The sequence below is a fragment of the Eikenella sp. NML070372 genome, from assembly GCF_001648415.1.
GTDB lineage: Bacteria > Pseudomonadota > Gammaproteobacteria > Burkholderiales > Neisseriaceae > Eikenella > Eikenella exigua.
In genome coordinates this window covers 1-19,175 of sequence record NZ_LXSN01000007.1, presented here as the reverse complement: position 1 = coordinate 19,175, position 19,175 = coordinate 1, and the positions used below count along the sequence as shown (strand labels likewise).

At 55.9% G+C, this 19,175-nt stretch carries 25 protein-coding genes; 6 read left to right on the top strand and 19 right to left on the bottom strand.

The genetic code is table 11. The features are described 5' to 3' along the window. Positions 1-46: 46 nt before the first annotated feature. The gene (locus tag A7P97_RS08375) at positions 47-1,012 is read left to right on the top strand and encodes a PhoH family protein (RefSeq protein ID WP_067530107.1); all 966 of its coding nucleotides are present in this window, start codon (positions 47-49) and stop codon (positions 1,010-1,012) included. Between the two features lie 365 nt (positions 1,013-1,377). After that, positions 1,378-1,737 carry a YbaN family protein gene (locus A7P97_RS09830; RefSeq protein ID WP_167508199.1) on the top strand — a complete coding sequence of 120 codons (360 nt, stop codon included), beginning with the start codon at positions 1,378-1,380 and terminating at the stop codon, positions 1,735-1,737. Positions 1,738-2,256: 519 nt separating this feature from the next. On the opposite strand, the gene A7P97_RS08365 is transcribed toward A7P97_RS09830, so the two are convergent. Beyond that, positions 2,257-3,672: a sodium:proton antiporter gene (locus A7P97_RS08365; protein WP_067530106.1), complete on the bottom strand. Its 1,416-nt coding sequence runs from the start codon at positions 3,670-3,672 to the stop codon at positions 2,257-2,259. Between the two features lie 265 nt (positions 3,673-3,937). Between A7P97_RS08365 and A7P97_RS08360 the strand changes: the two genes are divergently transcribed. Further along, positions 3,938-4,165 carry an exodeoxyribonuclease VII small subunit gene (locus A7P97_RS08360; protein ID WP_067530105.1) on the top strand — a complete coding sequence of 76 codons (228 nt, stop codon included), beginning with the start codon at positions 3,938-3,940 and terminating at the stop codon, positions 4,163-4,165. Beyond that, positions 4,158-5,045, top strand: a complete 888-nt coding sequence (locus A7P97_RS08355) for a polyprenyl synthetase family protein (RefSeq protein WP_067530104.1) — start codon at positions 4,158-4,160, stop codon at positions 5,043-5,045. The genes A7P97_RS08360 and A7P97_RS08355 overlap by 8 nt, the downstream gene beginning before the upstream one ends. A gap of 149 nt (positions 5,046-5,194) precedes the next feature. On the opposite strand, the gene A7P97_RS10230 is transcribed toward A7P97_RS08355, so the two are convergent. From A7P97_RS10230 to A7P97_RS08345, 3 genes are all read right to left on the bottom strand, one after another. After that, positions 5,195-5,389 (bottom strand): hypothetical protein, encoded by a 195-nt coding sequence (locus A7P97_RS10230; RefSeq protein ID WP_125080006.1) that lies wholly within the window; start codon positions 5,387-5,389, stop codon positions 5,195-5,197. 52 nt (positions 5,390-5,441) lie between these two features. Next, positions 5,442-6,944, bottom strand: a complete 1,503-nt coding sequence (locus A7P97_RS08350) for a DASS family sodium-coupled anion symporter (RefSeq protein WP_067530103.1) — start codon at positions 6,942-6,944, stop codon at positions 5,442-5,444. A gap of 230 nt (positions 6,945-7,174) precedes the next feature. Beyond that, positions 7,175-8,149, bottom strand: a complete 975-nt coding sequence (locus A7P97_RS08345; RefSeq protein ID WP_067530102.1) for a hypothetical protein — start codon at positions 8,147-8,149, stop codon at positions 7,175-7,177. Between the two features lie 208 nt (positions 8,150-8,357). Between A7P97_RS08345 and A7P97_RS08340 the strand changes: the two genes are divergently transcribed. Together A7P97_RS08340 and A7P97_RS08335 are read left to right on the top strand one after the other, a co-directional pair. Beyond that, positions 8,358-8,609, top strand: a complete 252-nt coding sequence (locus tag A7P97_RS08340) for a hypothetical protein (RefSeq protein ID WP_067530101.1) — start codon at positions 8,358-8,360, stop codon at positions 8,607-8,609. A 115-nt stretch (positions 8,610-8,724) separates the two neighbouring features. Next, on the top strand, positions 8,725-9,582 hold the full coding sequence (locus A7P97_RS08335) for a folate-binding protein YgfZ (RefSeq protein WP_067530100.1): 858 nt from the start codon (positions 8,725-8,727) through the stop codon (positions 9,580-9,582). A gap of 143 nt (positions 9,583-9,725) precedes the next feature. Here A7P97_RS08335 and A7P97_RS08330 read toward each other — a convergent pair whose 3' ends face one another. From A7P97_RS08330 to rplU, 15 genes are all read right to left on the bottom strand, one after another. Continuing rightward, positions 9,726-10,517, bottom strand: a complete 792-nt coding sequence (locus tag A7P97_RS08330; protein WP_067530099.1) for a Slam-dependent surface lipoprotein — start codon at positions 10,515-10,517, stop codon at positions 9,726-9,728. A 133-nt stretch (positions 10,518-10,650) separates the two neighbouring features. Then, positions 10,651-11,553 (bottom strand): tRNA pseudouridine(55) synthase TruB, encoded by a 903-nt coding sequence (truB, locus tag A7P97_RS08325; RefSeq protein ID WP_067530098.1) that lies wholly within the window; start codon positions 11,551-11,553, stop codon positions 10,651-10,653. Between the two features lie 8 nt (positions 11,554-11,561). After that, the gene (locus A7P97_RS10795; RefSeq protein ID WP_231865692.1) at positions 11,562-11,714 is read right to left on the bottom strand and encodes a hypothetical protein; all 153 of its coding nucleotides are present in this window, start codon (positions 11,712-11,714) and stop codon (positions 11,562-11,564) included. Then, positions 11,714-12,004, bottom strand: coding sequence for a hypothetical protein (locus A7P97_RS08320; RefSeq protein ID WP_067530097.1), 291 nt, complete (start codon positions 12,002-12,004; stop codon positions 11,714-11,716). The genes A7P97_RS10795 and A7P97_RS08320 overlap by 1 nt, the downstream gene beginning before the upstream one ends. Then, positions 12,001-12,429, bottom strand: a complete 429-nt coding sequence (locus tag A7P97_RS08315) for a thioesterase family protein (RefSeq protein ID WP_067530096.1) — start codon at positions 12,427-12,429, stop codon at positions 12,001-12,003. Before A7P97_RS08315 ends, A7P97_RS08320 begins: the two co-directional genes overlap by 4 nt. Before the next feature lie 40 nt (positions 12,430-12,469). Beyond that, positions 12,470-12,823, bottom strand: a complete 354-nt coding sequence (locus A7P97_RS08310) for a VacJ (protein ID WP_067530095.1) — start codon at positions 12,821-12,823, stop codon at positions 12,470-12,472. A 112-nt stretch (positions 12,824-12,935) separates the two neighbouring features. Next, the gene (locus A7P97_RS08305; protein ID WP_067530094.1) at positions 12,936-13,838 is read right to left on the bottom strand and encodes a VacJ family lipoprotein; all 903 of its coding nucleotides are present in this window, start codon (positions 13,836-13,838) and stop codon (positions 12,936-12,938) included. Further along, positions 13,835-14,125: a lipid asymmetry maintenance protein MlaB gene (locus tag A7P97_RS08300; protein WP_067530093.1), complete on the bottom strand. Its 291-nt coding sequence runs from the start codon at positions 14,123-14,125 to the stop codon at positions 13,835-13,837. Before A7P97_RS08300 ends, A7P97_RS08305 begins: the two co-directional genes overlap by 4 nt. Positions 14,126-14,129: 4 nt before the next feature. Further along, a complete protein-coding gene (locus A7P97_RS08295; RefSeq protein ID WP_067530092.1) occupies positions 14,130-14,720 on the bottom strand; it encodes a phospholipid-binding protein MlaC in 591 nt (196 codons plus the stop codon). A gap of 45 nt (positions 14,721-14,765) precedes the next feature. Next, entirely contained in the window at positions 14,766-15,236 is a 471-nt protein-coding gene (mlaD, locus tag A7P97_RS08290) for an outer membrane lipid asymmetry maintenance protein MlaD (RefSeq protein WP_067530091.1), read from the bottom strand. A 7-nt stretch (positions 15,237-15,243) separates the two neighbouring features. After that, positions 15,244-16,020 (bottom strand): lipid asymmetry maintenance ABC transporter permease subunit MlaE, encoded by a 777-nt coding sequence (gene mlaE, locus A7P97_RS08285; protein WP_023887833.1) that lies wholly within the window; start codon positions 16,018-16,020, stop codon positions 15,244-15,246. A gap of 4 nt (positions 16,021-16,024) precedes the next feature. Further along, positions 16,025-16,825, bottom strand: coding sequence for an ABC transporter ATP-binding protein (locus A7P97_RS08280; RefSeq protein ID WP_064087054.1), 801 nt, complete (start codon positions 16,823-16,825; stop codon positions 16,025-16,027). Between the two features lie 251 nt (positions 16,826-17,076). Beyond that, complete coding sequence (pdxA, locus tag A7P97_RS08275) at positions 17,077-18,075, bottom strand: 4-hydroxythreonine-4-phosphate dehydrogenase PdxA (RefSeq protein WP_067530090.1); 999 nt, start codon at positions 18,073-18,075, stop codon at positions 17,077-17,079. A 176-nt stretch (positions 18,076-18,251) separates the two neighbouring features. Next, positions 18,252-18,524, bottom strand: a complete 273-nt coding sequence (gene rpmA / locus A7P97_RS08270; RefSeq protein ID WP_023887836.1) for a 50S ribosomal protein L27 — start codon at positions 18,522-18,524, stop codon at positions 18,252-18,254. A gap of 29 nt (positions 18,525-18,553) precedes the next feature. Beyond that, a complete protein-coding gene (gene rplU, locus A7P97_RS08265) occupies positions 18,554-18,862 on the bottom strand; it encodes a 50S ribosomal protein L21 (RefSeq protein ID WP_023887837.1) in 309 nt (102 codons plus the stop codon). Between the last annotated feature and the right edge of the window lie 313 nt (positions 18,863-19,175).

Here is a 19,175-nt window from a genome sequence, read left to right as displayed (position 1 = left end):
CAGAAGGCGGTGCAGCCGGGAGTTTGAAATAAATGTTTGAGAGTTTATGAGCCACACTGTACACCTGAAATTTGAAGAGATAGACAACTCTGTTTTGCAGCGGCTGTGCGGGCCGCTGGAAGAGAATTTAGAAAAACTTGGTAAAGTGTTGGAAGTGGAAATTGGGCGACAGTTTGCCGAATTTACCTTTATTGGCAATCATGCTCATGCAGCGCGGGTCGCCCTCTTAAAGCTGGCCGAATTGGCTGAGCGGCGGGATTTGGACGATAACGACATCCAGCTCTCAGCGGTAGAGGCCAAAACAGCCGACGAGGCTTTTGTGCCAAAGAGCGAAGCTGGATATCAGTATTTCCTGCAAACGCGGCGCGGCAAGCTGGGCGGACGCACGCCGCGCCAAAACGGTTATATCCGCGCACTGCTCAACCACGATATTGTGTTCGGCCTAGGCCCAGCGGGCACGGGCAAAACTTATTTGGCAGTAGCGGCAGCAGTGGACGCAATGAGTAAACATGAGGTGGAACGCATTGTATTGGTTCGCCCTGCGGTGGAAGCGGGGGAGAAACTCGGCTTTCTGCCGGGCGATTTGGTGCAAAAGGTAGACCCTTATCTGCGCCCGCTGTATGACGCGCTGTATGATTTGATGGGCTTCGACCGCGTTACCAAGCTGCTGGAACGCGGGCTGATTGAAATTGCACCGCTGGCCTATATGCGCGGGCGTACGCTGAACGGTTCGTATGTGATTCTAGACGAAGCGCAAAATACCACTCCGGAACAAATGAAAATGTTCCTCACGCGTATCGGCTTCGGCGCTAAGGCAGCAATCACCGGCGACATCAGCCAAATCGACTTGCCACGCAATATTAAGTCCGGTCTGAAAGACGCGCGGGAAAAACTGCAAGGCATCGAGGGCATTTATTTCCACACCTTTACCAGCGAAGACGTGGTACGCCATCCCTTGGTGCAGAAAATTGTGGATGCTTACGATGCTGCGAATGCAGAGCGGGAAGAGTAGCGTTTGCCGCCTTTGCCTCTTTAATTATTCCGGTTTCAGGTAGCCTTTAAGTAGATGGTTTGAGGGCTACCTGAAATTTATCTCGGGTTCGACCTCAACCTTCATAAAGAACGATTATTAAAGAACGATTATGCAAAATATGCGGCTGCCGTTGCGGCTCTATTTCAAAATATTCACACCATTTCGGCATATGTGAATAAGTCGCATTTCCTTCACCAAATGATACAATCGTACCAAACCTTGCGGGAGAATTAGGAATAATGGGCAAAATGGAATGGATGATTGCGGTTTTGGCGGCAGGGCTGGCGGCTGGGGTGGCGTGGATACGGCATCGCCGGCAATCTGGTCAAGATTCTTACTTACCGTTGTGGCGGCCTTTGGTGTGGCTGGCAGGTTGGCTGGCTATACTCTTGGGTATTATCGGCATTTTTTTGCCGGGTTTGCCGACTGTACCGTTTGTGTTGCTGGCGGCAGGCTGTTGGTCGCGCACATCGCCGCGTTTCCACCGTTGGCTGAGCGAACACCGCCATTTCGGCCCAATGGTGCGTGACTGGGAGCGCAAACGGGTGATTCCGCTTAAGGGCAAGATAATATCGGCGTTGATGATGTCCTGTTCGTGTGCGTGGATGCTGTATCGTTTCCCAGAGCGCTGGTGGGCAGGTGTGGGGATGGTGATAGTGTGTTTGGCGGTAACAGTGTGGATGTGGCGGCTGCCGAGCAAGTAAAGTTGAGGGAGGGGAACATGAGGAAGGGGCTACCTGAAGATTTCAGGTAGCCCCTCCTGTATCAAATAACGTGCCGTTCTACAGGCTGTGTACTTTAAAAACAGTTCTTCAATCGGAGCGAGCTGTTTGTCTGCGGCGTGTGCCGGTGGCTTCTTGCAGGATTTGTTGAGTCATGATTTTTCCCTTTCGGGCGTGGTGGATACGGCTGCAGCAATTGTTTTTCATACCGGGCGAGCCAACGCGGTATGAAGCAATAAGTGCTTTAGCTGTAATGTTTTGGCAGTATAAGGGTTTTGTGGCGATGGGTAGTAGCGTATTGCGGCAAGATGGTGTTTCTTCGCGAGAAAAGATAGTTATGTTTTCACTTTGTTGGAGCTCTTGTTTTCAGGCAGCCTGTACTGGATGGTGGCTTCCTTGAATAAAAAGGCTACCTGAAATTCCAGCTGCGCAGAAACTTGCGTAGCCGTTTTAACTTCGTTGAAGCTTACACTTTCAGGTAGCCTTTTACCTGCTATGGAATCATAAAATCTGCCACACGAAGAAAATCAAGGTGTGCAGGATAAACAGCGGCACGAGGATGCCGAATGACCAGGCCATGTAGCCGAAAAAGCCGGGCATGGGCACTTTGCGCTGTTCGGCGATGACTTTCACCATGAAATTGGGGGCATTGCCGATGTAGCTGAGCGCGCCCATGAACACGGAACCCATGGACACGGCGAGCAGGGTGTGGAACAGGTGGCCGTTCATCAGGGTGTGTGTGTCGCCGCCGGCCATGTTGAAGAACACGAGGTAGGTGGGGGCGTTATCCAAAAAGGCGGAGAGCATGCCGGTCATCCAGAAATACATGGTATTGATCGGATTGCCGGAAGCATCGTGCACGAGGGAAATCAGCGGGGCAAACGCACCGTGTTCGCCGGCTTGCAGTATGGCCAATACGGGGGCGATGGTGATGAAGATGCCGAGGAAGAGTTTGCCCACTTCGGCGATGGGTCCCCAGTTGAATTCGTTGCCGGCACGCACCTGTTTGGGGGTGATGGCGAGGGAAGTAATGGCCAGTGCCACCAACATCAGGTCGCGGGTGAGGTTTTGCAGGGCGTAGTGGGTGCCAAAAATTTCCAGGCCAGGGTGTGCGGGCTTCCAAATGCCGGACATCATCACGGCTGCCACTACGCCGCCCAGGAGCAGGAAGTTCCATTTGCCCATGAGCTTGATTTTTTCGGGCGGGCTGTCTGGGCTCGGGTCTTTGGCAAGGATTTCGTCGGCTTGGGCGAAGTATTTGCTGTCGAGGACGTAAAACACGGTGAGCAGCACGGCGGCACTAATCAACACGGGCGGCAGCATGTGTTGCACTGTCCACATGAAATCCACGCCTTTGAGGAAGCCGAGGAAGAGCGGGGGGTCGCCCAGCGGGGTGAGGCCGCCGCCGATATTGGCCACGAGGAAGATGAAGAAGACCACCACATGCACGCGGTGCTTGCGATTGTCGTTGGCTTTGAGGATGGGGCGGATCATCAGCATGGCGGCGCCGGTGGTGCCCATCACGGAGGCCAGGAGCGTGCCGATGGCGAGCAGCGCGGTGTTCATGCATGGGCTGCCGTGCAGATTGCCCCACACGAGGATGCCGCCGGAGATGGTGTAGAGCGCCCACAGCAGTAAAATGAAGGGGATGTATTCGGTCACCAAGGCGTGCACCAGCACGTGCAGGCTGGTGGAGAAGCCGTACACGAGGGTAAAGGGGATGAGGAAGGCCAGGGTCCACGCTGCGGTGATTTTGCCGAAGTGGTGGTGCCAAATGTGGGAGAAAAACAGCGGGCCGGTGGCGATGGAGAGCAGAATCAGCACGAAGGGGATGCCCCAGGGCAGGCTCAGCTCGGCACCGTTGAGCTCGCCGGCCAGCGCGGGAAGCGGCAGGAGGAGGGCGGTTCGGATACGCATAGGGTTTCCTTATTGGCAGGAGGTCACAAACAAAATATTTCAGCCGGACGGGTTATTCCGGCTGCTTTACTGTGCTGATTGTAAATGAAAGCGGGCGGTGTGTCAGTATATGTTATATGTTATACGATGACGGCGGCAGGCTACCTGAAAATAAGTAGGCTTGATTTCCTATCCCAGTCACTTAGGCGGCAGAGGAGGCTACCTAAAACCCACCCGCCCGCTGTGCTACAATCCCGCCCTTGAATCGAACTGCCGCAAACCCGCCATGACCAAGAAAAAACCGAAAACCTTTGAAGAAGCCGTGAGCCGGCTGGAAGCCATCAACCAAGCCATGCAGGCCAGCGATATGCCGCTGGAAGACGCGCTGGCTGCCTATCAGGAAGGCAGCGAGCTGGTGCGTTTCTGCCAAGCGCGGCTGGCCGAGGTGGAGCAGAAGCTGCAAGTGCTGGATTCTGGCGTAGAACGCAAACTGGTGTTGGAGCAAGATGAATAAACCCGATAATTGGCAACAACGCGCCCGCGCCCAAGCCGAACTCGTGCTGGAGCGCGTGCTGCCCAAAGAAAACAGCCTGCCGCAGCGGCTTCACCAAGCCATGCGCTATGCCGTGCTCGGCGGCGGCAAACGGCTGCGCCCGCTGCTGGTACTGGCCGCCGCCGAATTGGGCCAGTCCGAAGCCGCTGCTGCCGAGGCCGCCCTGGCTGCCGTGGAGCTGGTGCACGTTTATTCCTTGGTGCACGACGACATGCCCGCCATGGACAACGATAGCCTGCGCCGCGGTAAGCCCACCTGCCATGTCCAATACGACGAAGCCACCGCCCTCTTGGTGGGCGACGCGCTGCAAACCCTCGCTTTCGATGTGCTCAGCCGCCCCAATGGCCTTTCTGCGCAGCAGCAGCTGCAAATGGTGCACACCCTCGCCCGTGCTTCCGGCAGTCTCGGCATGGCCGGCGGGCAGGCCATCGATTTGCAATCCGTGGGGCAGCGCATCGGCCAGGCCGAGCTGGAAACCATGCACCGCCTGAAAACCGGCGCCCTGATCCGCGCCGCCGTGGCTCTGGGCGCGCTAAGCTGCCCCGATTTGGACGATGCCGCCCTGGAGCGGCTCGACGACTACGCCGCCAAACTCGGCCTTGCCTTCCAAGTAATCGACGACGTGCTCGATTGCGAAGCCGACACTACCACATTGGGCAAAACCGCCGGCAAAGACCAAGAAGCCGACAAACCCACTTATGTCAAACTCATGGGGCTGAACACCGCCCGCGACTATGCCGAACGGCTCGTGGCCGAAGCGCAGCAGGCCTTGTCCGGCTTCGATGCCCGTGCCGACCGTCTGCGCCAACTGGCCGCCTTTGTTACCGAACGGCGGAACTGATGGGTTGCTGGCCGAAAAAGGGAAAGGCTACCTGAAAACCTGCTAAAAGGATTTTCAGGTAGCCTTTTTAATCCGGCACCAAACCGTGGGTCGGATACTTGTATCCGACAAAACCGTTATGCTGGAAATATCGGATTTGAGAGTCCGACCTACGGCTTCTGCAATTTGGGGCTACCTGAAAAATCGGTGCGCCCTTCTTTCGTTTTCAGGTAGCCTGAAACAGCACGGGCTAGCTGGAATGCCAATTGCTCAAGCCTCGACGTATCGATCTCGTTGTGCGTTGTTGATCTACTATAAAAAAGGCTACTTGAAACTTTAGCTTCGCAGAAATCCGCTTCGCTCATTTTCAGGTAGCCTTCCGTTATGCTTCAACGTTGCCGGCGTAATGCTTCGGGTTTACCAGTAACCCATCACTTTCCACCAAACACCGCCGATGATCACGAAGACGGCGAGGTTGACCACGCTCATGATGAAGCCTGCTTTCCACCATTCGCCCAAGGTGGTGTAGCCGGAGCCGAAAATCACGGGCGAAGTACCGGTGGCGTAGTGGGTAAGGGTCATCATGATGCTGGAAGAGGAAGCCAGCAGCAGGGCGTAGAGCATGGGAGGTGCGCCCAAGGCCAGGCCGGCGGCATAGAAGGCGCTGAGCATGGCGGTGATGTGGGCGGTGGTGCTGGCGAAGATGTAGTGGGCATACATATAGGCCAGAAGCAGCAGGGTTACCGCGCCAACCCAGCCCATGCCCATGCCGCCGATGCCGCTTTCCAAGAGTTTGGAGAGCCAGGCAATCAGGCCGAGCTTGTTGAGGAAGGTGGCCATCATCACCAGGGCAGAGAACCAGGTAACGGTGTCCCACGCGCCTTTTTCAGTCAGGACATCCTGCCAAGTAAGCACGCCGCTGAGCAGCAGCAGGGAGAGACCGAGGAAGGCGGTGGTGGTGGGGTTGACGGCGTAGGCTTTGCCGAAAATCATGGCTGGAATGCCTGCCCACAGCAGCAGCAGGATGGCAAAAATGCCCAACATAATTTTTTCACCACGGTTCATCGGCCCCAACTCTTGCAGCTTGTCTTTGGCAAACTGAGAAGCATTCGGGGTTTCCTTGATTTCAGGCGGGAAGAAGAGATACAGCACCAGCGGCATTAGGAACATGGCTACCAGGCCGGGTATGAACATGGCAATGGCCCAAGTGCCCCAGCTCAGGTGGATATCGGAGTTGGTGGCTTTGGCAATCAGATTCACGATCAGCGGGTTGGGTGCGGTGGCGGTGATGAACATGGCGGAGGTAATCGGATTGCTGTGGTAGTTTACCAAGGCCAGGTATTTGCCAATGCGGCTTTGCGTGCCTTTTTCCGGGTCGGAATCGAAGCTGCCCGCAATGGATTTCATAATCGGGTGGATGATGCCGCCGCCGCGCGCAGTATTACTGGGCGTTACCGGGGCGAGAATCAGCTCGGAAATGGCCAGGCTGTAGCCGATGCCCAGCGTTTTCTTGCCGAACAAGGAGATAAAGTAGTAGCCGATACGCGCGCCCAGCCCGGTTTTCAGGATGCCGCGCGAAATCATGATGGAAATACCGATGAGCCAAATCAGAGGGTCGCCGAAGGAGCTCAGCGCGTCTTTAATGGCCACGGTGGCCGGGTTTTTGATCGGGTTGCCTTCGGGATCAAGCTCGGGCACGGTTACCTTGGTAATGGCCACCAACATAATGGCGAGAATCGACAGTGCGCCGATGGGCATGGCTTTGCCGATAATGGCGGCAATCACGCCCATAAACAGCGCCAACAGATGCCAGGCATTGGGGGTAACGCCCTGCGGCACGGGAATGACAAACCAAATCAACAGCGTCAGCGCAACAGCCACCGCCATTGGTATGGGTTTGAACCCGAGTTTGTTGTCCATTTCCTACTCCTTAATTCAAGTTGATGAAAGTACTGCAACCAATGAATTGTCTAGCGCATTTCAGCAATTTTTTATGCAAATAGAGGGAATTTACTTTTCGAAAATTTGCTGTAAATGTAATGACTTGCCGAAGTGAGGCGAATATGGCGGCATTGGGGCAGGGCAAAATGGCAAAGGCTACCTGAAAATCGGTGGGGATTTTCAGGTAGCCTTTATTTGGGCTTTAGCCGTCATAGCTGCTCTTTTTTCACGGCAGCTAGGGCGCGGGTGAGGTTGTAGGCCAATACATCGTTTACCAAGCGGGGCACTTCGTCTAAGAAGGCCCGCTGCATATTCTGCACCATCAGCGCGGTTTGCCGTTGAAGCGCGGTTTTCACCATTCCGGATACGGCATCGGCCAGATGCGGGCGCAGTTTTTCGGCCAGGCGTTCGAGTAGGACTTGCTCGCTTAGGCAGAGGATTTTGTGTTGCAAATTGCCGGGCAGGGCATAGGCATTGAGCAGTACCACTTTTTCGGCGGCGGCCAGCGCAGCGGTGCCGGGCTCGGCTTGGGCATCGTATTCGGGCTGTGCGGCAGCCTCGGCGGCGGCTTCGATTTGTTCGGCTACATCTTGATCGGGCATTACCGTGGGCTGTGCGCCGCCCAGCAAAACGGTGGCTTGCTCGACTACGGGCTCGTCGCGGCCGACGCGCAGGGAGTTTTGGGCGGCCAGCCAGTCTTCTTGAAACAGGATTTGCGGATTATTCAGCTCGGCTTCGGAGCTGGCGGTTTGCAGGTTGTGCTGTTGCTGCCAATGTTGGAGATAGGCTTGATAGGCTTGTTTTTGTTCGTCCAGATTCAGGCGGCGGTGGCGGCTGCCGCTGAGTGCGCTGGGGCGCGTGCCGGTGCTAGCGGGCTGTGCGGCAGTTTCGGCCACGGGCGCGGGGGTGTGAAGCGGTACGGTGCGGGGTTCGGCAGTAGGCGTGGCAGACGGCGCAGGTGTTGGGTTGGCCTCGGCCACCAAAGTGTCGTATAGGAGGGCGGCAGAAGGGAGGCGGTTGGATTGGGCAGCGGGCGGTTGTTGTGCCTGTTTGGCCAGATGGCGGCGTTTTTGTTGCAGGCGTTCCAGGCCTTTTTCCCAATCTTCGGTGTCTGATGTGGTGGATTGCGGGGTGGAGGTGTTGTCATTGAGGGTGAAAACCAAATTGTCTTGCGCTTGGGTCATGGTGGTTTTTTCGAGGAGTGGTTAGTTTATGTATTAACCGTTTTAGGTAGCCTTTGATTGCTTGCCATGAGGCTACCTGAAAACGTAACAGACGATATTATTTCATAAAATATGCTTCTGTGGGTGGCGGCTGTCCAATCGCCGGGCTTGAGCTTATAATCCGCCCCGTTGCCCGGCAGCGTGGCCTAAGGCGGAAAGGAAGAATGTTATGGAAGAAATCAATCAGAGAATCAGCTATTTGGAAGAAATCTGCGAGGCTTTGCATGTGCAAAATCTGGTGTTGGGCAGTGCGCTGAAAAGCTTGCTGCGCAGCCTGCCGCCGGATATGGCGCAAGATGTGCTGGAGGCAGTGCGTGCGGGGTTTGACGATGAATTGGCGCGGCTGGAATATTCCGACAGCGCACAAAGCGAGCTGTTCCATGATGCAACTTATGCCTTTTTTGGTGAGAAGAACTACTGACTAAATCAGGTGTCGTGAATCAGATTTAAATCGGGATAAGACTGGCCGCAGATAGTACAGTCGGGCCAATGCAGTATCGGTTTAAATTTCATTTGCTAAAACACAGGAGAAAACCATGCATACACTTTGCAAATTGCCCTTTTTCGGCGTGGCGGAGGTAAGTGGCGCGGATGCTGCCGAATTTCTGCACAGCCAGCTTTCTAACCACATTTTGGATTTGCAGCCGGGCGAGGCTTGTTTCGCCACCTACAATTCGCCGCGCGGGCGGGTGCTGGCCAATATGCTGGTGTTGCGCCGTGCCGACTGTTTCCTGCTGGTGATGGCGGCGGATTTGCTGGAAGCCACGATAAAGCGGCTGCGGATGTTTGTGCTGCGCAGCAAAACAGTGTTCCATACCGACAGCGCCTGGCAGGTGTACGGCCAAAGCGGTGCGGATACGGGCGCGGATGCCGCCGCACTCAAATTTGCCGCCGAAGAAGACGATAACGGGCTGATTACGCTGGCTTTGGCCGGCGGCAACCGCATGGTGCTCAGCCCGGTGCCGCTGCCCGATGCCGACTGCCCTGCCGCTGCCGAAGCCTGGCAGGCCGCCGAAATTTTGCAGGGGCGGCCGTGGATTTCACGGCCCACTGTGGAAAGCTGTGTGGCGCAAATGTTGAATCAGCACCTGCTCGGCGGTGTGCATTTCAAAAAAGGCTGCTATCCGGGGCAGGAAATCATCGCCCGTGCGCAATATCGCGGCCAGGTGCGGCGTGGTATGGCGGTGTGCCGCAGCGCCCAGCCTGTAGCCGCGGGCAGCAAGGTGGAAGCCGATGGTGAGGAAGTGGGCATTGTGATTAACAGTGCGGCACACGACGGGGCTTTTGTGTTGCTGGTGGTAATCAAACACGGCGCGGCAGGCAAGGCCTTGCAGGCTGATGGCCAGGCTTTGCAAACGCAGAAGTTGTGGTTTGAAACGGAAGCGGCGGGATGAGATAGCCGCCTGCCTGATTAAAATGGAATAAGAAACAGGCTACCTGAAAATGCTACGCAGTTTCTGTGAAGCTAAAATTTCAGGTAGCCTGTTGTGTTGCTGCTTTGATTAACTACACAGCAAAAGCGTTTCAGCCAGATCGATTAAGGAGCGATTTTCCGTGTGCCGAAAGCGCCGGTGTACTCACCTTGTTTTTGGTAGGTGCCACCCATCTCGTCGGCATGGCCGCCATAGAAGTGGCCGCTGAATTTCGCGCCGGAGTTGGCCGTGCCGCCGAAGCTGTTGCCGGAAATGATACCGTTATCCAACACAACGGCTGCGTTGTTGGTGGGGGAAAGCGTGCCGCTGATAGTGCGGTTGCCGAAATTAACATTGAAGTTGGCCGCGCCGGTTTCAATCCGAGCGTTGGGTTGATTGGACACTGGGGCGTGAACGGCATAACCGGAATAGTTAAATGTACCGCTGGTAGGCATGTCGTTGGCTGAGGTTACGATGCCTTGTGAAAACATATAACCCTGAGCATCGGTTCCTTCGCGGACATAGCCATAGCTGGATTGCGTCATCACTTGCCCTACGCGTGCGGTGTTTCGTGCTTGCATATTGAGCAGACCGCCGGCAACTATATTGGGAGGGATAATGTTCAGCTCTTGACCATCTACCTTCAGAACGCCAAAGTTTTGCTGGGTAAAGGACAGAGCCTGCTCGCTGATGCACTGATAGCCGTTAGATGACAGGGTGATGGCCTTGCCGGTACGCTGATTAGCGGGAGGGGGAGGAGGATTGCCGCCGCCCGGGTTGGGGTCGTCGGGATTGATCGGATTGTTGGGGTTGGGGCCGTTGCGACCGTTGTCGATCGGGCTGCCGCCGCCACCGCTGCCGCAAGCAGCCAAGCCAAGGGCGGTGATGGCGATGGTCAGTAGGGTTTGTGCTTTCATTCTTATTCCTTGTGTTGAGAAGGCTATCGGCCTGCTGACTGGGTAACGAGTGTCGCGATGGTGGGTCGGCGTGGCCATGGAACGTTAAGTAAAAAAGGGCGCGATTCTAGCATAAATATGGGGTTTGCCTAATTCAGTTGGCTTGCGTGCTCATCAGGCGCAGGGCTTTCAGGTAGCCTTGCTGGCTGGTGATGAGGCCGATGAATTCGCCGTTGGCGGCGTAGATGCGTAGAGGGGTGTTTTCCGGCAGCTCCAGTGGGGCGGCAGGAGTTTGGCCGAAGCGCAGGGCGCGGATGGTTTGCTCACTGGCGGTGTGCTGTGGCAAATGTTGCACCAATGCATCACAGGGCAGCAGCAAGGCGTCGCGCTGCTCTTCGGTGAGCGCGGTAAGGTTTTCGATGCTGTGGTTGTGTTCGATTTGGAAGCCGGCGGTGGCGGTGCGGCGCAGGGCGGTGAGGTGGGCCAGGGTGCGGGCGCTTTTGGCAATGTCTTCGGCGAGGGTGCGGATGTAGGTGCCTTTGCTGCATTGCACGCTGATTTGGGCTTCGGGGAATTGGAAGCGGAGGATTTGGATGGCGTGAATATGTATGCTGCGGGGCTGGCGTTGGATATCGATGCCTTGGCGGGCGTATTGGTAGAGGGGTTTGCCTTGGTGCTTGAGGGCGGAATACATGGGAGGCTGCTGCTGCTGTGCGCCAAGGTGCTGGCGGCAGGCTACCTGAAAATCGGTTTGGCTGATTTTGGTGTTTCTGGTGGCGATGATGCTGCCTTCGGCATCGCCAGTGTCGGTGGCCTGGCCGAGACGGAGGGTGGCGATGTAGGCTTTGTCGGCATCGAGCAGGTATTGGGCGAATTTGGTGGCTTGGCCGAAGCAAACGGGGAGCAGGCCGGTGGCCAGCGGATCGAGCACGCCGGTGTGGCCAGCTTTTTCGGCATGGTAGAGGCGGCGGGCTTGCTGGAGGGCGCTGTTGCTGGATAGGCCGGTGGCTTTGTCGAGCAGGAGGACGCCGTCAAGGGGGCGTTTTTGAGGTTTCATGGTGTGGATTATTGATTGATCGGTAGTTTATTTTTCAGGTAGCTTTTCTTCGGAGGAAGGCTACCTGAGAATATTGGGGCGGGTTGTTCGGCCAGGCGGTACACTTCGGCGAAGTTGAGCTCGCCCACATAGGTTTTGGCGATCTGGCCGTTTTTGTCCATCAGAAAGGAAACGCAGCGGCGATGACTTGGTAGGCCTGCTGGGTTTGGCCTTGTGTGTCGTAGAGCACGGTGAAGAGCAGACGGTGGGTTTGGGCATTTTGGTTATGCAGCCGGGGCAGTAGGGAAACCAGAAGTTGATGAGGGTAACTTTGCCTTGCGGGGCGGGTTGATCCACGTTTTGGCCTTGCAGGTTTTGCAGGGCGAAGGCGGAGGCGTTTGGGGGCGAACAGGATGTAGCCGGCGGCAGCGAGCACGGCCAGCAGGAGGAAGGCGCCGAGGTATTTTTTCATGAGGCGGGTTCTGCGGGGTTGGATGGGATATGGGAGGCAATGGCTTGCTGCAGTTCGGCGGGGAAGCGGATGGCGCGGCCGGAGGTTTGGTTGATGAGCATGAAGCTGACACGGGCTTCGGCGAGGATGTGTGGGCTGCCGGTTTTGCGGATGATTTGGCTGATCACGGCTTGGCGTGCATCGGCTTGGGCAAAGGCGGTTTCGATATCGAGCCGGTCGCCGAGGAGGGCGGCACGGCGGTAGTGGATGTCGATGTGGACGATGGCCATGCCGTAGCGGCTGTTGCGGAAGAATTCGGCCAGCCCGTTGTGGTCGAAATAGTCCCAGCGGGCTTCTTCGAGAAATTCGAGATAGCGGGCGTTGTTTACGTGGCGGTATACGTCGAGGTGGTAGCCGCGTACGGTGAGGTGGGTGTGGTGTGGCATGGATGGAAATGGCCGGCGTGCGGGCTGCCGGCCTTTGGTTTTACAGGGGCTGGAAGGGTTCGCGCTCTACTTCGCGGGCGGACAAATCGCAGAGGATGGGGGAGATCTGGATATCGAACCATTCGGCAAAGATGTCGGGATGCAAATCTGGCCATTGGCTTTCGTCTTCGCACCAGTCGGCCAGCTCGGCGGCAAAGATGGTGTCGATTTGGGGTTTGATTTCCGCCCACACTTCTTCGCCGTCATCGCAGGGGTTGGTGAGGTAGGCGTTGGCGTTGTTTTGCAGATCTTCGAGGGTAAGGTCGTCGAGCTCGGCGCCGGGCAGGGCGGTAAGCCAGTTCCAAAACGGCTGTAGCGGCACCAGCCGGAATACGCTGCGGTTGATTTCGTACATGATGCGCTCCTTTGATGAGGCGTTGGGGGAAAAGGGTTTCAGGTAGCCTTTGTTTTTCAGGTAGCCTTGCTGCTTGTGGAAAGGCTACCTGAAAATCTGAAGGGTGGCAATTTTAGCGGCTGATGATTTCTTCGTGGATGGTATTGGGAGCTGGGTGACCGCCGTTTGTGTTGTCTGCCAGAGTATTGGCAGCTGGGGTGGCTGAGTTTGCTGCGGGCTCGGCAGACGGTTGTGCGGTGGTGTCTGGTTCAGCGGCGGGTTGCTCGGCAGTAGCTGTGGCTTCGCTGCCAGTGTTGCCACCGTCCTCTTCAAAGCTGGGGACGTAGTCGTCTTCACTGCCGGGCAGTGTGGTGCCGGTTTGTTTGGCACGGGCGGCCATGTAGGCATCGCGGATGAAGGTGTAGCGGTCGAGCGCAACTTGGTTTACGCCGTCGGTGAGGTCGAGCAGGTTGGCGCGGGTGTCGAGGGTTTTCACGCCGGTGGCGGCCCAGTAGCCGGCGCCGTTGCCGAAGGCGAGTTTTTCGGGGGAATAAACGCTGGTGATGGTGTTGCCCAATGCATCGCGTACGGTGCTGGGGCCGAGCAGGGGATAGACGAAGTAGTTGCTGTTTTTCCAGCCCCAGCTGGCGAAGGTGTCGCCGAGGGTGTTTTTGTTGTTGGGCATTTGGGCGGCGCCGGCGATATCGATAAGGCCGCCGAAGCCGAAGGTGGTGTTGATGCCCACGCGCACGAGGTCGCTGCCGGCTTTGGAAATGTTGAGCCGCAATAGGTTGCTGCCCACGCTCACGATGTCGCGCAAGTTATTGAAAAAGTTTCCGATGCCGCTGCGCACGGGGCGGGGAGTAACGGCGCGGTAGCCGCGTGCCACGGGAGAAAGGAAGTGGCGGTCGATGCGGTCGTTTACGCCAAACATGAAGCGGTTGTAGCCTTCATAGGGGTCGTAGGCGACGCCTTCGGCCAAGGCATTGCCGGACAGGCCGATGGTCAGCAGGGTAAGGGTGAGCAGTTTTTTCATGATGTTATCCAGCCGCCTACTTCATACAGTTCGGCCAAAGCGGCCACGCCGGCGGGCAGGCCGCGGAACACCCAAGCAGCTTCGGGGCGGCTGCGTTTGGCGGTGGCCATAAGGGAAATGCAGACGGAATCGGCTTGGTTTACGCCGGAGAAATCGATTGCGGGGGAGGGGCTGTTTTTCAGGTAGCCCAGCTGTTGGCAATAGGCGTGAAACAGCGGGGCGGTTACCGTGGCAACGGTCACTTCCCCACTGAGGTACACGGTTTCATCGCGGCATTCGCTGTGCATGGACTCAGCTGCCGTTTTTGCTGCGCAGCTCTTGAATCAGGCCGTCGATGCCTTTTTGCGCGATGGTGTTGTTGAACTGGCTGCGGTACACGGTTACCAGGCTGGCGCCTTCTACGGCCACGTTATAAACGCGGTATTTGCCGCCGCTTTGGTACATGGTGTAATCCATGGTTACCGGTTTGCCGCCGGCGGGAGTGATGTCGGCGGTAACGATAATGCTGTTGCCGCGCTGAACCGCGTTTTCGCGGATAACCGCGTTGGCGTTGCGGTATTGCAGCATGGTGCCGGAGTAGGTGCGGATGAGCAGGGTTTTAAACTGCTCGGTAAGCGCGGTTTTCTGTGCCGGGGTGGCGTTGCGCCAGTTGGCGCCCACGGCCAGCTCGGTCATGCGGGCAAAGTCGAAATAGGGAATAGCATAGTTTTCGGCCTGACGGCGAACTTGCACATCGTTGTTGTTTTTGGCGTTTTGCAAGATGTTCAGCACTTGGGTGCTGTTCTGCTTGAGTTGCGCCACGGCCTGCTGCGGTGTAGCGAAGGCCAGGCCGATGCTCATGATGCCAATGCTCAGGGCGGCTGTGAGTGCGGATTTTTTCATTGATGTTTTCCTTTCCCAGTGAAAAATGAAAATGCTGTAGTGTGTTTATTGTGTTGCGCCGTTTTTTTCTACGGTATTGGTCATAAATTTGCCGATTAATTGCTCCAGCACGAGAGCGGAGCTGGTGATTTCGATGGTGTCGCCGTTTTTCAGTTCGGCTTCCTCCGCGCCCTGCTGCAGGCCGATGTATTGCTCGCCCAACAGGCCGGAAGTGAGGATTTCGGCGGAAACGTCGGTGCTGAAACGGTATTGGCTGTCGATATTCAGGCTCACATTGGCTCGGTAGGTTTTCGGGTCGAGCTGGATGGAGGATACCCTACCCACCACCACGCCGGAAGCTTTTACCGGGGCTTTTACCTTTAAGCCGCCGATGTCGGTAAAGCTGGCGGAAACAGTGTAGGACGACTGACGGGAAACCGTTTGTCCACCGGCTACGCGCAGTGATAAAAATACCACAGTGGCAATGCCCAAGGCCACAAAAACGCCGACCCAAAGTTCTAAAGTGCTTCTTTTCATAATCCGGTTATCCGATAAACATGATGGCGGTTAAAACAAAATCCAAGGCCAAAACGGTGAGCGCGCTGCTCACCACGGTTCGGGTGCTGGCCCGCAGGATGCCTTCCGGCGTGCTGCGGCAGTGGAAGCCTTGATACACGGCAATCAGAGAAATAGCCACGCCGAACACCACCGATTTAATCAACCCGTTCACCACATCGTAGCCCACATCAATATTCGCCTGCATCTGCGACCAGAAAATGCCGCCGTCCAAGCCCAAATAGCGCACGCCGATAAGATAGGCACCGTAAATGCCGGCCACATTGCAGATAGAAGCCAACAGTGGCATGGAAATCACGCCTGCCCAAAAGCGCGGCACCACCACGCGGGCAACGGGATCGACCGCCATTACCTTCATCGCCTCCAGCTGCTCGGTGGTTTTCATCAGGCCGATTTCGCTGGTCATCGCGCCGCCGGCGCTGCTGGCGAACAGAATGCCGGCCAGCACCGGCCCCAGTTCGCGCAACAGCGATGCAGCTACCATATAGCCCAAAATATCGGCCGATTTGAATTTGGCCAGCTGGGTGTAGCCCTGCAAACCCAATACCATGCCCACGAACAGCCCTGATACGGCAATGATAATGATGGAGAGCACGCCGGTAAAATACATTTGGCGGATGCCCAGCCGCAGGCGCGGCAGCAGCGTGCCGGAGCGTGCCAGCACGGCAAACAGGAATAGGGTGGTTTTGCCCAGTTCCTGTAGGAAATCCAGCGTTTTCGCGCCTAGGGTTCGGAAAAAATTCATAATTTTAGCTATTGAGCAAAACTTGTTGTATGCCGCGTTCGGCCGGATAGCGGAAGGCGACCGGGCCATTGGGCAGGCCGTTGATAAATTGGGTAATCCACGGCGAATCGAGGCTGCGCATTTCTTCCGGGCTACCTGAAAACAGGATTTCGCCGTGGGCAAGGAAAATCACTTGGTCGGCGATCTGCAGCGAGCGTGGCACATCGTGTGTAACCATCATGCTGGTGGAGCGCAGGGCACGGTTGATTTTGCTGATCAAGTCGGCAATTACGCCCAGAGAAATCGGGTCGAGGCCGGTGAATGGCTCGTCATACAGCATCAACGCGGGGTCGAGGGCGATGGTACGCGCCAAGGCAACGCGGCGGGACATGCCGCCGGATAGCTCGTCCGGCATCAGGTTTTCCGTGCCGTGCAGGCCGACGGCGCTGAGCTTCAGGCGCACTAAGTCGCGGATGATTTCTTCGGGCAAGTCGGTTTGCTCGCGCAGCGGGAAAGCCACGTTTTCATATACGGATAAATCGGTAAACAGTGCGCCGAATTGGAACAGTACGCCCATATTGCGCCGATGTTGGTACAACTCTTTGGCGTTGAATGCGGCAAGGTCACGGCCGTTAATCAGCACGCGGCCGGAAGTGGGCGCAATTTGGCCGGTAATCAGGCGCAGCAGGGTGGTCTTACCACTGCCGGAACCACCCATCACGGCGGCAAACGTGCCTTGGGCTACCTGAAAACTAACGTTGTTCAGGATGGGGCGTTCGCCATAGGCAAAGGCGACGTTTTGCATTTCGATGAAGGGTGTGGCCATAGGTGGCAGAGGTTAGGTTTACATACAAGGGTGTCGATTATAGGGAAAAAGCGCACTGGGTTCAATGATTTTGCCAGTGGTGAGGCCGAGTGCTGGCTGGAAGTGTTGTAGATTTTTTCAGGTAGCCTTTGTGTGGGGGGGAAGTGTTTTTATATCATGTAGATAGCTTGAACTGAAGGCTACCTGAAAGTTTTAAGACTGCTGCATGAGTGGTGGATTTTCAGGTAGCCTTTGTGCCTGATAGTGTGCGGCTATGATGGAGTGCGGTGGTGTTGCCAGTGTTCGGCCATATTGAGGGCGGTTTGAATGGCGGTGAGCAGGCTGCCGTGGTCGGCGCGGCCGGTACCGGCTAGGTCGAGGGCGGTACCGTGATCGACTGAAGTGCGGATAAAGGGTAAGCCGAGGGTAATATTCACGCCTTGGCCGAAGGAGGCATATTTGAGTACAGGCAGGCCTTGGTCGTGATACATGGCAAGCACGGCATCGGCATCTTTGAGCAGGAAAGGCTGGAATAGGGTGTCGGCGGGATAGGGGCCGCGTACATCGAGGCCTTGCTCGCGCAGGGATTGTAATTCGGGTTCAATGATTTGGATTTCTTCCCAGCCGAGATGACCTTGTTCGCCGGCATGGGGGTTGAGCCCGGCCGCGAGGATGGTGGGTTTGGTGATGCCGAATTTGGTTTGCAGGTCGGTGTGTAAAATGTGCAACACGGAGTGCAACAGCGGGCGGGTGATGGCGGCGGGGATATCTTTGAGGGGGAGGTGGGTGGTGGCGAGGGCAACGCGTAGGCCGTTGCCGGCCAGCATCATGACGACCTGTTCGGTATGGCTGATGGCAGCGAGGTATTCGGTGTGGCCGCTGAAGGGGATGCCGGCATCGTTGATGATGCCTTTGTGCAACGGGGCGGTTACCATGCCGGCAAATTCACCTTGGCAGATGCCGCTATAGGCACGATCAAGCAGGGAGAGTACGTAGCGGGCATTGGCGGAGTTGAGTTGGCCAGTGTGGCAGGGAGCGGTGAGGGGAATGTGCAAAACTTCCAGTGTGCCTGGGGCGGGCAGATGGTTGGGATGATAATCGGCAAGGTGGATGTTGTAGCCGAGTTGCTGAGCACGTTCGGTGAGGAGTTGTTTGTCGGCTAAGACAACGCAGCGGCAGGGCAGAGTTTGCCGGGCTAAAGTAAGGCAGATATCGGGGCCTATACCGGCAGGTTCGCCGGAGGTGATGGCTAGGATAGGGGTGGCGGGCATGGTGAGGCTACCTGAAAACTAAAGATGGCAGGATTATAGCAGTTGGTAGCTAAGCAGATTTTTGATGGCGGATAATGCTTGTGTGCTAAATGAGGGTATTAGTCAGGATAATTTGATTGAGCAAAATAAAAGGATGCTACCTTAAAGTAGCATCCTGAGATTTGGCTAGCCGTTAATTATTCGTCGGCGCCAGTGTAGGGGCGGACATTAACGGTTTTACGGTTGTGTACGCCTTTTACAGTAAATTCTACATAGCCGTCCACTTTGGCAAACAGGGTATGGTCTTTACCCATGCCTACGTTGTTACCTGCATGAAACTTAGTGCCGCGCTGGCGAACGATGATGGAACCGGCAGGAATCAGCTCGTTGCCGTAGGCTTTCACGCCCAAGCGTTTGGCTTCTGAGTCGCGGCCGTTACGGGTGCTGCCGCCTGCTTTTTTACTTGCCATGTTTGATACTCCTGAATTAGGTTAAAAACTTAGGCGATGGCCACGATTTCAATTTGGGTGAAATTCTGGCGGTGGCCTTGGCGTTTCTGATAGTGTTTACGGCGACGCATTTTGAAAATGCGGATTTTTTCGCCACGGCCATGAGCCACTACCTTGGCTGTTACTTTCGCGCCTTCAATAAAAGGTGCGCCTACTTTTACAGACTCGCCGTCAGCAATCATCAAAACTTCAGTCAGTTCGATTTGGCTATCGAGTTCGGCAGGTATCTGTTCTACTTTTAATTTTTCGCCAACAGCAACTTTGTATTGTTTGCCGCCGGTTTTTATGACCGCGTACATACTCAACTCCGTATTGGGTTAATTTATTAAGGTTTTTAAGATTAGTGCTCGGCGACGGTGTCTTATCGAGCACAAGAGTTAGGTATTTTATTGTATCAGCAGGCATCTTGTCAAAAGGTTATTTTTCTCTTGTAGTCTGTAGTCTGATGGCTGTGTTGTTGGTATTAAAATGGATCAGAATAATACATTTGACAAAATATTTTGGTAGGCGTATAGTCCGCATCTTCGCTGTTCCTTACGGCACGGTTTTGTTGTCGGTTTTACGGTTCAGCAGCTCTTTAACAATCAGATTACCGATAAGTGTGGGTGTTTT

Bases quoted from the DNA above. Each gene is read 5' to 3' on its own strand.
- rplU (WP_023887837.1), bottom strand. From the start codon at position 18,862: ATGTACGCGGTCATAAAAACCGGCGGCAAACAATACAAAGTTGCTGTT.
- A7P97_RS08320 (WP_067530097.1), bottom strand. From the start codon at position 12,004: ATGAAAAAATACCTCGGCGCCTTCCTCCTGCTGGCCGTGCTCGCTGCC.
- mlaE (WP_023887833.1), bottom strand. From the start codon at position 16,020: ATGAATTTTTTCCGAACCCTAGGCGCGAAAACGCTGGATTTCCTACAG.
- rpmA (WP_023887836.1), bottom strand. From the start codon at position 18,524: ATGGCAAGTAAAAAAGCAGGCGGCAGCACCCGTAACGGCCGCGACTCA.
- A7P97_RS10230 (WP_125080006.1), bottom strand. From the start codon at position 5,389: ATGAGCGAAGCGGATTTCTGCGAAGCTAAAGTTTCAAGTAGCCTTTTT.
- A7P97_RS08360 (WP_067530105.1), top strand. From the start codon at position 3,938: ATGACCAAGAAAAAACCGAAAACCTTTGAAGAAGCCGTGAGCCGGCTG.
- A7P97_RS08305 (WP_067530094.1), bottom strand. From the start codon at position 13,838: ATGAAAAAACTGCTCACCCTTACCCTGCTGACCATCGGCCTGTCCGGC.
- truB (WP_067530098.1), bottom strand. From the start codon at position 11,553: ATGAAACCTCAAAAACGCCCCCTTGACGGCGTCCTCCTGCTCGACAAA.
- A7P97_RS08315 (WP_067530096.1), bottom strand. From the start codon at position 12,429: ATGCCACACCACACCCACCTCACCGTACGCGGCTACCACCTCGACGTA.
- A7P97_RS08375 (WP_067530107.1), top strand. From the start codon at position 47: ATGAGCCACACTGTACACCTGAAATTTGAAGAGATAGACAACTCTGTT.
- pdxA (WP_067530090.1), bottom strand. From the start codon at position 18,075: ATGCCCGCCACCCCTATCCTAGCCATCACCTCCGGCGAACCTGCCGGT.
- mlaD (WP_067530091.1), bottom strand. From the start codon at position 15,236: ATGAAAAGAAGCACTTTAGAACTTTGGGTCGGCGTTTTTGTGGCCTTG.
- A7P97_RS08335 (WP_067530100.1), top strand. From the start codon at position 8,725: ATGCATACACTTTGCAAATTGCCCTTTTTCGGCGTGGCGGAGGTAAGT.
- A7P97_RS08345 (WP_067530102.1), bottom strand. From the start codon at position 8,149: ATGACCCAAGCGCAAGACAATTTGGTTTTCACCCTCAATGACAACACC.
- A7P97_RS08340 (WP_067530101.1), top strand. From the start codon at position 8,358: ATGGAAGAAATCAATCAGAGAATCAGCTATTTGGAAGAAATCTGCGAG.
- A7P97_RS08330 (WP_067530099.1), bottom strand. From the start codon at position 10,517: ATGAAAGCACAAACCCTACTGACCATCGCCATCACCGCCCTTGGCTTG.
- A7P97_RS08365 (WP_067530106.1), bottom strand. From the start codon at position 3,672: ATGCGTATCCGAACCGCCCTCCTCCTGCCGCTTCCCGCGCTGGCCGGC.
- A7P97_RS08295 (WP_067530092.1), bottom strand. From the start codon at position 14,720: ATGAAAAAATCCGCACTCACAGCCGCCCTGAGCATTGGCATCATGAGC.
- A7P97_RS08355 (WP_067530104.1), top strand. From the start codon at position 4,158: ATGAATAAACCCGATAATTGGCAACAACGCGCCCGCGCCCAAGCCGAA.
- A7P97_RS08310 (WP_067530095.1), bottom strand. From the start codon at position 12,823: ATGTACGAAATCAACCGCAGCGTATTCCGGCTGGTGCCGCTACAGCCG.
- A7P97_RS10795 (WP_231865692.1), bottom strand. From the start codon at position 11,714: ATGGACAAAAACGGCCAGATCGCCAAAACCTATGTGGGCGAGCTCAAC.
- A7P97_RS08280 (WP_064087054.1), bottom strand. From the start codon at position 16,825: ATGGCCACACCCTTCATCGAAATGCAAAACGTCGCCTTTGCCTATGGC.
- A7P97_RS08350 (WP_067530103.1), bottom strand. From the start codon at position 6,944: ATGGACAACAAACTCGGGTTCAAACCCATACCAATGGCGGTGGCTGTT.
- A7P97_RS08300 (WP_067530093.1), bottom strand. From the start codon at position 14,125: ATGCACAGCGAATGCCGCGATGAAACCGTGTACCTCAGTGGGGAAGTG.